The organism is Ferruginibacter sp. (genome assembly GCF_028288465.1).
Lineage (GTDB): Bacteria > Bacteroidota > Bacteroidia > Chitinophagales > Chitinophagaceae > Ferruginibacter.
Genome location: NZ_JAQBNR010000053.1, coordinates 203,515 through 215,841, shown reverse-complemented (window position 1 = coordinate 215,841; position 12,327 = coordinate 203,515). Strand labels below are relative to the sequence as shown.

Below are 12,327 nucleotides of genomic sequence, written 5' to 3'. Positions count from 1 at the left end.
AATCTCTTCCTGTTTGTCTTAGTAAAATAACGGTACCGTAATTGGCAGCATATTGCTGATATAATGCGACGCCTTCGATAAATATACATGGCCATACCATCAACAAGAATTGAACAGTTGATTGCCTTACATTTTAGTGGCAATATTGCACCCGACCAACAACTGGAGCTGGCACAACTGGCTGCAGGTTTAACCAATGAACAAATGCAATTGTTGTTGGAAAAAGCCTGGGCAGACTATATTCCTGATGCTGCTATGCCGGATGCTGTTTCAGACAAAATACTGGCAGCTCTTTTTAATGATGATACGCAACCGCTTTCAAAGGACACTTTTAATATAATACAGCCTGTGCAACAAGTTCAGCTGGAAGAGGAAAGGAATGATTGGTTAACACCGGTTTCTAACCAGCCAGCAGTTGATTCTACCGCGGTTGAAATAAATGACAAAGGGGCGAAGAATAAAAAGAATGTCTTATCAATCCTGCTTGTACTCACTGCTTCCGTTGCAGCAGCTGCCCTGGTATTTATTGTCAATAACAACAGCGGGGAAATCAACAACCAAAAAAAAGAAGTTTGGAAAACATTTATATCAACTTATGGCGAAAGAAAAAATTTTCAGTTGCCTGATGGTTCGGTAGTAACACTGAATGGCGGCAGCAAGGTAACGATTGGTGGAGGGTATGGTGTTTCAACAAGAGATATTTTCCTGGAAGGAGAAGCCTTTTTTGATGTGAAGCATAATAAGGAGATTCCATTTATTGTACATACGTCCGCAATGGATATAAAGGCCGTTGGAACTGCGTTTGACGTAAAAGCATATCCTGGTGAAAAAAATACAGAAACAGCGCTGATCAATGGTGTGGTAGAAGTTACACTGAAAGAAGCACAGCAACGAAAAGTGATATTACAGCCCAATCAAAAAGTACAATGGACATCACCCGCATCCGGGCCGGTTGATGCAGAGAACGAAAAAAGCAAAGCCGAAGACAGGAAGCAAAAGATAGCCGGCAGCGTACAAAATATTACTAAAACAGATGATGGAGATATTATAGAAACTGCCTGGAAAGAAAACAAACTGGTATTTACAGATGAAAGTCTTTCTGATATTGCTGTATTGCTTGAAAGATGGTATGGGGTAAAAATAGTATTTGCTGATGATGCCATCCGCAATTACCGGTTTACCGGCATTTTTGAAAAAGAAGAATTGGGATCGGTACTTAGCATTTTAAAGGAGTCCCGCAGTTTTAATTATGTCACCGTACCTGGTGAAACAATCAAAGTAAAATTATATAAGTAAACAATAAGGGAGAATGCGGTAACATTCCCCCTGTCAGTTAAAATTTTAGAACAGCCGGCTCTTTCAAAAAACAGCTGTTTTTATTCTTAATTAAAACTTAAACGAAGGTATGAAAAACAAACATGCTTATGGGGGACGTTTTTTCCGTTTGCCCTTAACCAAACTGCTTCAAATTATGAAATTAACGGCTATTCTATTGCTTGCCTGTGCTATGTCGGTGAGTGCAGGCGGCTTTTCACAGGATGTAAAAATCAGCCTTTCGCTGAAAGAGGTAAAGCTCACCAAATTTTTTAAAGCGATAGAAAAAGAGACTCCTTACCGTTTTGCTTTTAGCAACGATATCATACCTTCTGGCCGCATGGTAACGGTTAATGTAAATGATGTACCAGTTTCGCAGGTGCTCAATGAAGTGCTGGCTTCTACCAAACTAAAATACAGGATGATAGAAGAATCCGGCCTGATTGTTATTTCGGAAAAAACGATTGACAATACAGTGGAGACTACTCCCTTGCAGGTTTTTACCATCAGTGGTAAAGTAACCAACGAAAAAGGCGAACCATTATCCGGCGCCACGGTACAGGTAAAAGGTTCATCCAAAGCCACCACCACGGCCGAAGATGGAAGTTTTTCGTTTGACGCACCTGACAATGCCAAGACGCTCGTGGTTTCGTATGTCGGGTATGCCACGCAGGAAGTGAATATCGGGAAACAAGCCACTATCAATATCTCACTGAAACCCGAAGCCTCCGGATTGAGCGATGTTGTGGTGGTAGGGTATGGCACATCCCGTAAAAAAGATATAACTGGTGCGGTATCCAGCATTGGTGCAAAGGATTTTACGCAAGGCCTGGTAACAAACCCGATGGACCAGATACAGGGAAAAGTTGCGGGACTGGTAATAACAAAAATTGATGGTGATCCTAACTCGCCTGTGGTAATACGGCTTCGCGGACAAACATCACTTGCCGGCGGACAAAGTCCGTTAGCGGTTGTAGATGGTGTTATACTGGATGATATCAATCAGATTTCAAACATTCCCCCGGGTGATATTCTCTCTTACGATGTATTGAAAGATGCATCTGCCACTTCTATTTATGGTTCCCGTGGTGCCAATGGTGTTATCATCATCAATACTAAAAAAGGCCGTGGTGGCCGCATGCAGGTGGATTACTCCGGGTACCTGTCTTCTTCAACAGTGGCAAAAAAACCAGACCTGTTAAGCACACCAGAATTTTTAGCTGAAGCAGTTAAGCTTGGCCAGGATGCTGCACAACTTGAAACAGCTAACAGTAGTCCTGGTACAACCAACGATTGGGTAGGCGCTATTTTACGAAAAGGTATTGCCCACAATCATACGGTAGGGATTACCGGTGGAACTGATAAATTTAATTACCGCGGTTCGGTAACTTATTTAAACCAACAGGGCATTGTAATCAATACCGGTAAAGAACAGGTGGGTCTGCGGTTGAATGCAGAACAAAAAGCATTGAATGACAAGCTGGATATCCAGATTGGAATCGTAAATACTTCCACTGACAGAAACCTGGTAAACAGGAACATTTTTAATTACGCTTATGTAATGCCCCCTTATATCCGCATTAAACAGGCCGATGGAACTGATAACCCTGTGTATCAATACAATTATCAAAACCCGGTGTTGTTACAGAATATGGTAACCAATAAAGCAAAGGAACACCTGACCCAGGAATATGCCACAGTAAATTATAAATTGCTGAAAGACCTTACCATAGGTGTTACAGGATCGCTTACTAAATTTAATACACAGGGCGATTATTATTTGCCCGTGATTCCAGGATGGAACAACCTGAACAGTGCAATTAAATCTTCATCGAACAGGGATTCCAGGAAAGGGGATATGCATGCAAATTATCTTACCAGTATCGGCAAACATAATTTTACAGCTACGGGTGTGTATGAATACAATTACTATTCTTACGATGCATACAGCGCCGCTGGTAAAGGGTTTGCTGTTGACGCCAATGGAGACAATTCTTTGCAAAATGGTAACTCCAGTTTGAATGCCATCAACTCTTATAAAGAAGAGTATAAAATTATTTCTTTCCTCGGCAGACTTACCTACAATTACAATTCTAAATATTACTTAACCGCAAGTTTCCGCCGTGATGGTTCCTCTAAATTTGGTTCCAATCACCGCTGGGGTAATTTCCCATCTGTGTCGGCTGCATGGCGTTTAAAGAACGAATCTTTCCTGAAAGATGTAAGTTGGATTGATGAATTGAAAATTAACGCAGGTTATGGTGTGGTGGGCAACCAGGATGCCATTGGTGCATACAACACGCTCACTACTTTAAGCAGCGGCGGTGTTACATACGATCCTACCAATACAACCAATCCTTACCCGGTAGGTTTTTCACCTAACCAAAACCCTAATCCAGACCTGGTTTGGGAAGAGCGGCATGGTAAAAATATTGGCTTTGATTTCGCCCTTTTTAAAAATCGTTTAACTGGTTCCTTCAGTGCATTTAATGATGAAACCCGGCACTTGTTGTACAATTATACTGTACAGGTTCCGCCTAACTTTGTATCCACTGTATTGGCCAATGTGGGAAGCCTTACCAATAAGGGCGTAGAGCTTCAATTAAATGGCGACATCATTCGTTCAAAAGATTTAACCTGGTCAGTTGGCGGACAGATTACCACCATCAACACAAAAATAACCAGCCTTTCCGGTACCTGGAACGGACAAAAATTATCCACGGATAACATACCGGTTGGTTCAGCAAGCGGCCGTGGCTTAAGCGGTAATCCCATCACCTTTTTAATCGTGGGAAAATCACCCTATACTTTTTTTCTGCCACATTACGTAGGCAAAACTGCAGCGGGTTTATCGGAGTTTGAAACAGACGGTGGTACTACAACAGACTACCTGCAGGCTAAGAATCGTTACATTGATCCTTATCCAAAATTCAACTATGGTTTTTCTTCCAACCTGGCATATAAAAAATGGGCGCTGAATGTGTTTTTCAGGGGTGTTTCTGGTGTGAAGATATTTAACAACACCAATCTTAACCTGGCCAATTACAACAACCTGCCTTCAGTAAATACATTGAAAGAAGCCGTAAGCAGCGGGTTAAGAGACAACCCGACCCCATCCGATTACTGGCTGGAAAATGCCTCTTACCTAAGGCTGGAAAGTTTGACGCTATCTTATAACCTGCCTGCAATAAAAGGAATTGATAACATGCGCTTGTATGTTTCCGGAAACAATCTTTTTGTAGTAACACCATACAAAGGCCTTGACCCGGAAATTGCAACAGTCGACAACCAGGCAACACCGGCATTTATTGATTTAACATACAATGGTGGCGGAGGCTTTTATCCAAAATCGCGTTCACTCACAATCGGCGTAAACATCTCTTTTAAATAGAGACATTACAAGGTGAACAAATTTTGAATCTTAAATAAACACAAAAATGAAACAGTTAAAATTTAATATAACATTGGTTGCACTGGTTGCCTTATCGCTTACCGGCCTGCGTTGTACCAAACTCGATACAAAAGTTTATAGCCAGATTGTAAATGAAAATTTCTGGCAAACACCGGAACAAATTGCTGCCGGTAAATCACCCGCATACGCAGCCCTGCAAGGCCTTGGCGGAAATTCCGGTGTTTACTGGGAAAATGAAATTTCATCAGATGAAATGATTACACCTACCCGTGGCGGCGACTGGGGCGATGGCGGTATGTGGACGAACATGTGGAATCACCTGGAAAAGCCCGGCAGTGGCGGCGTAAACGAATGGGCATGGGGAGATATCTTTGGTGGCATCGGAAAATGCAATTACATTATTTACACATTGAATAGTTTGAACCCTGCACCCGCCACCATTAAATCAGACCTGGCGGAAATGAAATCGCTTAGATCTTATTTTTATTACCTGGCGCTGGATCTTTTCGGCAACGTGCCCTACGTTACCAATTTTAAACAAGATCCTACAACGGTGGTTACCTTGCCGAAGGCACAGGTATTTGATTCTTTGGTAACAGAATTAACTGCAGCTTTGCCGGATCTTTCGACTGCAACGGATATTACAAAGTATGGCAAGGTGAATAAGTATTTTGCGCACAGCCTGCTGGCAAAATTGTACCTGAATGCAGAAATATATACCGGTACACCAAGGCTGGCCGAATGTATTGCACAATGCGATGCGATAAAAGCTGGTGGATTTGCTTTAATGCCCGAATACTTTGACAATTTCAGGGACAAAGTACAGGAAGCATCCACTGAAAACATTTTTGTGGTGCCTTACAAAGCAGGTGTAGTACCGGCCGGGGGCGGTAACTACATCGTGGTGGCATCTCTTATGGCCAACAATGCTTTTTATACATTTGGCCAAAATGGAATGGGAAACAATGGCATGTCCACCTCTCATCCGTTCTACAGTTTTTATGATACCACCTCTGTGTATGAAAAAAGAGTTGTTGATGGCAACACGAATGTGTACAGGACCTTCAATGACCAGCGGACAGGGCAGTTCCTGATTGGTCAACAATATGTAAAAGGCATACCCTATCCTCCTTACCAAAATATCCTCTATTCAAGCAGTAATAATGACCCCGTGGGCTTAGGGACCGCCAATCCCGGTGCAATTAAAATCTATGATGACCAGTCAGGATTGCCGTTGGCTTATTTTGACACGATGTATTTAAGCTCTAATCCGGCACCCTATTTCAGGTTGGCAGGATTAAGAAATATCAAGTACTGGCCGGAACCGGGTGGAAATGTAGGTGACAATATCAGCAATGATGTACCAGTTTTCCGCTATGCAGATATTTTGTTGATGAAGGCAGAGGCTGAAGTTCGTGCCAGTACCAACCTGGACGATGCGTTGGCCAATGTAAATGAAGTGCGCAGGCGTGCGTATTCAGGAAGCACAAGTCATGACTGGAAAAGCAGCGACCTTACACTGAATAATTTGTATGCTGAAAGAGCCAGGGAACTGGCCTGGGAAATGGTTCGCAGGCAGGATATGATTCGTTTTGGACATTTCCTTGATGCCAGAACAATTCCTGATAAAGCGGCCGATAATCCTGATAAGCACACCTATCTGTTACCAGTTCCGCCATCAGTAATTTTATCCAATCCCAAGATTCAACAAAATCCCGGGTACTAATTTTGATGGAAAGAATGTATATTTTTAAAAGAGTAGCAACTTCGGTTGCTGCTCTTTTTTGTGCAGGCTTGTTTGGGTTTCTTTTAAAAATTAAATAGCGTAGAGCCGGGCAGGATGTAACTAATTACTGCTATCTTTTGCAGGTGTAAAAATGATAAAGCATACAAACAATGACAGTGTTGAAATGGTAAAACCAATAGCAGAAAAAGCATTTAAAATGCGACAAATATTTCCAGTGCGGCTGATGACGCTAACCTTAGCGACATACTCTTGTTTGTTTTCAATATTGGTGTGGAGCAGCTGTACACACCCCGTTCCAAAGGACACCTTGTTTACAAAACTGGAATCTGCAGTAACCGGTATAAATTTCGAAAACCCCAATATTGATACCGACAGTTTGAGCATTATCGATTACCTCTATTATTACAACGGCGCTGGCGTTGCAGTAGCGGATATCAACAATGATGGCTTACCGGATATTTATTTTGCAGCCAATACCAGTGGCAATAAATTATTTTTAAATAAAGGCAATTTTAAATTTGAAGACATTACGCAAAGTGCCGGCGTTGCAGGAAAAGCAGACTGGACAACCGGAGTAACCATGGCCGATGTAAACGGCGATGGCTTTTTGGATATCTACATTTCCACCGTGTCCAATCATAACCCCAATGACAACAATGGTGCAGCATACACCTATTTTAAAAACTCCCGCAACCAGTTGTTCATTAACAACCACAACAATACATTTACGGAAAGTGCCGCCAAATGGGGGTTGGACATACAAGGTTATAATACCCAGGCGGTTTTTTTTGATTACGACAAAGATGGCGACCTGGATATGTTTCAGTTACAGCATTCCACGCATCAAACCGCTGCTTATGGAACCATTGCACTCAGGGATAAATACAGCGAAGTAAGCGGCGGTAAATTATTCCGGAATGATGGTGACCACTTTACCAATGTAACAAAAGGTTCGGGTATCATCAGCAGTGCGCTGGGATATGGATTGGGCGTTGCGGTAGCCGATGTTAACCAGGACGGTTTTGATGATATTTATGTAAGCAACGATTTTCATGAGAACGATTATTATTATGTAAACCAGGGCAACGGAACTTTTAAAGAGATGAACAAAGCGGCTTTTGGCCATGAATCAAAATTTTCGATGGGGAATGATATTGCAGACATCAACAATGATGGATGGCCGGATGTGATGACTGCCGATATGTTGCCCGGGGATGAAAAAGTGTTGAAATCTTCGCTGGGTGATGATGCACTTGATATTTATAATTACCAGCGCAAATTTGGCTATGCCAACCAATATGCACGCAATTGCCTGCAACTAAATATTGGCCGCGGAATGAAGTTTGCAGACATCGCATTGTTCAGTGGCGTGGCGGCAACAGACTGGAGCTGGAGCCCCTTGATAGCCGATTATAACCTGGATGGTAAGGCAGATATTTTTGTTTCGAACGGAATAAAAAACAGGCCCAACGATTTGGATTATATCAAATTCATTTCCTCTTTATCCCATGATCATTCCACTACAGGTGTTAGGGAGCATGATAAAGAAATACTAAAACACCTGCCGCCCGGCGCATGGCACAATTATATTTTTGAAGGAACGGATAATTTAAAATTTACAGATCAATCAGCAGCCTGGGGTTTTGAAAATGCCACGCTTTCCCAGGGCGCTGCGTATGCCGACCTGGATGGTGATGGCGACCTTGACCTGGTGACCAATAACATGAACGAACCCGCCGGTATTTATAAAAACAATACCCGTGAAAAGAAACCCGATGCACACTATGTAAGTGTTCAGCTAAGGGGTAAATCGCCCAACTATTTTGCGGTTGGCGCCAAAGTTTTTCTTTTTAATCAGCAACAGGCGATGTTTAAGGAAGTGCAGCCTGTAAAAGGTTTTATGAGTTGTGGCGAAACCCAGCTTAATTTTGGGTTGGGTAGTAATAACCGGGTTGACAGCATGGTCATCATATGGCCGGATAACAGGTACCAGGTGATCAACAATATTACAATTGATAAAAAGACAACGGTTGTTTACAATGTGCAACACACCGATAGTATCGCTAACTGCGTAATGTTCATCAACCACATATTACATACAGCATCGCCCGAATTGTTTACTGATATTACGGCTAACCTTGGCAGCAATTTTAAACATACAGAAGATGATTATGTTGATTTTAATGACCAGTGGTTTATTCCACACGAGCTGTCAACACAAGGCCCCAAAACGGCTATTGCAGATGTAAACAAAGATGGGTTGGAAGACTTTTTTGTATGTGGTGCAAAAGGCCAGGCAGGCGAACTTTTTTTACAACAAAAAAATGGCGACTTTAAAGTTTCGGCAGATAGTACAGCGTTTGTAAACGACAAAGCCTGCGAAGAAACAGACGCGCTTTTTTTTGATGCGGACAATGACGGTGATCCTGATTTATACGTGGTAAGCGGCGGCAATATTTATTCCGGCATTACACCGCTGTTGAATGACAGGCTTTACCTGAATGATGGAAAAGGCCATTTCAGTTTTGCAGATAACCTGCCGGCGATGTCAGAAAATAAATCTGTTGCCATCGCCGCGGATGTTGATCACGATGGCGACCTGGACCTTTTCGTTGGTGGCAGATCCATCTCAAGGAATTATAGTAAAACGCCGGTATCTTACCTGTTGATCAATGATGGCAAAGGGAAATTTAGTTTCGCAACGGGCGATATAACAACCACACTCCAGCAATTGGGAATGGTTACCAGCGCCAGCTTTACTGATATTGACAAAGATGGATGGCCTGATTTAGTTGTAGCAGGAGAATGGATGGCGCCGGCTTTATTTAAAAATAATCATGGTAAGCTCATCAAAACTACCTTGACCACTAACGATACAAATTTAACGGGCTGGTGGTGCGCCATAAAAACTACAGACCTGGATGGCGATGGCCTGGATGATATTTTATTGGGTAATTATGGCCTAAACAGCAAGCTCACAGCCAGCAAAGATTATCCGCTGCAAATGTTCAGCAAGCCGCTGAGTGGTATTGGTTCTGCCGACCAGATACTGGCAGTAGCTAAGGGCTATAAATACTATCCTTTTTTAAATAAAGAAGACATTGAAAAGCAGTTGCCCTTTTTAAAAAAACAGTTTTTAATGTATGGTGAAATGGCTGGCAAAACGGTGGAAGAAGTGTTTGGTGAAAAGCTGCAGGGAGCAACAATTTTTAAAGCAGCTACATTGGCCTCCATGGTGTTGATAAATGACGGCAAAGGGCATTTTAAACCAACGCAATTACCTGCCGCATTTCAGTGGTCACCAATTTTTTCTTTTGATGTAAATGACTACAATGGTGATGGTAAAAAAGATCTGCTGGCAGGAGGAAATTTCTTTGGAACCACACCTTTCGAAGGCCGGTATGATGCTATGCCATTGGCTTTGGACCTCGGCAACGGGCAAGGTGTATTTAATCCAGTAATGCCCATTCCTTCGGCATTCAACCAGCTAATGGGAGAGGTGAGAAGCGTTCACCACATTAAATTGGCGCGCAATAAAAATGGTTTATTGATGGCAATTAACAATGACTCGCTGAAACTTTTTGAATATCATTGATGCAGCGCAATAATATCATCAGCAGATAAAATTTCAACTCCCATCCGGCTTAAGGATGGGAGTTGAATAAATAGCGAACAGGATCAATCCCACGCACCACATCACTGTTCTTGATGAAATAATACCGAGCCTGGAATCAATTCATTTTTTCCACCGGGCGGCTGCCAGTTTACTTTCAGTTCGTTTACATCACCATTGCCAAAGTAGGTTACTTTGATAGAATGAAATCCACTTTTTAAAGCCGCTTTGCCAAACATTTCCATGGCAGCATGTTCCCCGTCGTTGTTCACGATTTCAACCCCGTCAATAAACAACTTGCTACCATCGTCAGAAAAAGTTGAGAAGGTATAAAGACCACTTTTGCTGACTTGTATAAATCCGTCAAAGCTCAGTGCCAGTTTATCTTTTCGCAGCTTTACCTTATCAGATATTTCGTTTGTAAAGCCCGTTTTTACCGGCGTTGCAACGTTGATTGAGTTCAGGTCAATCTTTCCATTGAGTTCAAAATATTGATAGGCAATGCCCGGCTTTGGTACATTTAATTTTGTTGCATTTATCCATTCATAACGGGTTGCCTGTTTTGCAACAATGGGGCCGGGTAACATACCTTCGGCAAATGCAGCGCTTTTTATTTCAGCTGATTTATCCAGTACAAAAGGCTTTGTGTATAATGCCGATGTGGCAACGGGCTCGCTGCCGTCTGTCGTGTATCGAATGCTGTTGTTGTTTTTTGCCGTGATGGAAACGGTGGGTTGTAATGCGCCTTTTATGTAATGAATATCAATGGCTGGTTTTGAAGCAAATTGTCCGAAGCCGGCAATTTTAATAGCGTATGCAGCAGTGTTTTTTATCTTGTCGGGATTAAATTCCGGTAACTCAATTTCGATGTTTTCACCTGCTTGTTTCCACTGCAGTTTTTCTTTGGTTGATAAAAAGGTCATCTCCGTTCCTGCCGGAATCTCCAGTTTTTTCAACACTATTTTTTTACTGCCGGGGTATTTTGGAAGAATGGCGTACAAATCATTTTTGTCCGCATTGTAGGTATAAAAAACTTCCTTCACGGCGAAGCCCGGATCAGGATCAAGGGTGATTTTTAACAGCATATCGCCACTCTTGCTGGTATAATCTCTTCTGCCTTCACTCCATTGGGCAACTGTTTTCCATCTTTCAGTGCCATAGATAGCTTCGCCATTTATTTTTAACCAGTCACCAATTTGCAATAAACGTTCCTGCATAATGGGTGGTATTTTTCCATGTTCATCAGGACCAATATCCAGCAGGAAATTACCACCCCGGCTGGCTTTATCAATCAACTGCAATACCAGGCTTTGCGGGGAATTGTAATCCCATGCATCCTCTTCCCGGTTGTAGCCGTAGCTGTAACCCATACCACGGCTTTCTTCCCATGCATGGCCTTCCACATCCAGGTCGGGCTGGTATTCCGGTGTGTACACCGCACCATGTTTAAAACGGATGCCGCTGCCCCAGCGATCGTAGGTAACTACTTTATCCTTCACCGGACTTTCGTTGTACAACCACGCTAAAAACTCCTGGCTTTTCCATGTTTCGGCCGGCGCATCCCATTCGCCATCTGTAAAAATTACATCGGGTTGATAGGTATTTACCAGCTCTTTCATTTGTGGCCACATGTGTTCCGTTACATACTTCGGTTTATCATTTAGCCAAAGCGGGTTGTACCACTCATACAGCGAATAATACATACCTGCCCGCACGCTGGTTTTACGCACTGCTTTAAAAAGATCTCCAAGCAAATCCCTGTGAGGTCCTACTTCTGCCGCATTCCATGCAAAGCCCCTGTCGCGGCTTGCTTCCCTGCTTGGCCACAGCGCATATCCATCATGATGTTTCGAGGTGAGCACAATGTATTTTGCGCCTGATTGTTCAAAAACTTTGGCCCATTCATCCGGGTTAAACAATTCTGCTTTAAAATCTTTAGCAAGATCATAATAAGTGCGGTCGCCAAATTTTTTCCGATGATAGTTGGTGGTGGCACTATCGCCGCCGGTAAGTGTGTTCTGGTACCATTCTGCATAGTTGCCTTTGCTGCAATATCCCGGAACCGAGTAAACACCCCAGTGGATAAAAATGCCAAACCTTGCATTGTTGAACCATTGCGGAACAGGACGTTTATCAAGCGACTCCCAGTTAGCCTGGTACTGTGCAGTCAATGGTGCGGCGTACAAAATGATCACCAGCAGGGCGGATATTTTTTTCGGGAGCTTGTACTTTGTCATGGTG

General features: G+C 42.7%; 5 protein-coding genes. 4 read left to right on the top strand and 1 reads right to left on the bottom strand.

Annotation, left to right across the window (positions count from 1 at the left end):
* Nucleotides 1-87 precede the first annotated feature (87 nt).
* From JWR61_RS21045 to JWR61_RS21030, 4 genes are all read left to right on the top strand, one after another.
* The gene (locus tag JWR61_RS21045) at nucleotides 88-1,296 is read left to right on the top strand and encodes a FecR family protein (RefSeq protein WP_301929678.1); all 1,209 of its coding nucleotides are present in this window, start codon (nucleotides 88-90) and stop codon (nucleotides 1,294-1,296) included.
* A gap of 109 nt (nucleotides 1,297-1,405) precedes the next feature.
* Nucleotides 1,406-4,705 (top strand): SusC/RagA family TonB-linked outer membrane protein, encoded by a 3,300-nt coding sequence (locus JWR61_RS21040; RefSeq protein WP_301929677.1) that lies wholly within the window; start codon nucleotides 1,406-1,408, stop codon nucleotides 4,703-4,705.
* Nucleotides 4,706-4,751: 46 nt separating this feature from the next.
* Nucleotides 4,752-6,452, top strand: coding sequence for a RagB/SusD family nutrient uptake outer membrane protein (locus JWR61_RS21035; protein WP_301929676.1), 1,701 nt, complete (start codon nucleotides 4,752-4,754; stop codon nucleotides 6,450-6,452).
* A 151-nt stretch (nucleotides 6,453-6,603) separates the two neighbouring features.
* On the top strand, nucleotides 6,604-10,068 hold the full coding sequence (locus tag JWR61_RS21030) for a VCBS repeat-containing protein (RefSeq protein ID WP_301929675.1): 3,465 nt from the start codon (nucleotides 6,604-6,606) through the stop codon (nucleotides 10,066-10,068).
* 101 nt (nucleotides 10,069-10,169) lie between these two features.
* On the opposite strand, the gene JWR61_RS21025 is transcribed toward JWR61_RS21030, so the two are convergent.
* On the bottom strand, nucleotides 10,170-12,323 hold the full coding sequence (locus tag JWR61_RS21025; RefSeq protein WP_301929674.1) for an alpha-L-fucosidase: 2,154 nt from the start codon (nucleotides 12,321-12,323) through the stop codon (nucleotides 10,170-10,172).
* Between the last annotated feature and the right edge of the window lie 4 nt (nucleotides 12,324-12,327).

What these genes read in the sequence shown, in the direction of transcription:
- JWR61_RS21045 (WP_301929678.1), top strand. Translation starts at nt 88, where the DNA reads ATGGCCATACCATCAACAAGAATTGAACAGTTGATTGCCTTACATTTT.
- JWR61_RS21025 (WP_301929674.1), bottom strand. Translation starts at nt 12,323, where the DNA reads ATGACAAAGTACAAGCTCCCGAAAAAAATATCCGCCCTGCTGGTGATC.
- JWR61_RS21030 (WP_301929675.1), top strand. Translation starts at nt 6,604, where the DNA reads ATGATAAAGCATACAAACAATGACAGTGTTGAAATGGTAAAACCAATA.
- JWR61_RS21035 (WP_301929676.1), top strand. Translation starts at nt 4,752, where the DNA reads ATGAAACAGTTAAAATTTAATATAACATTGGTTGCACTGGTTGCCTTA.
- JWR61_RS21040 (WP_301929677.1), top strand. Translation starts at nt 1,406, where the DNA reads ATGAAAAACAAACATGCTTATGGGGGACGTTTTTTCCGTTTGCCCTTA.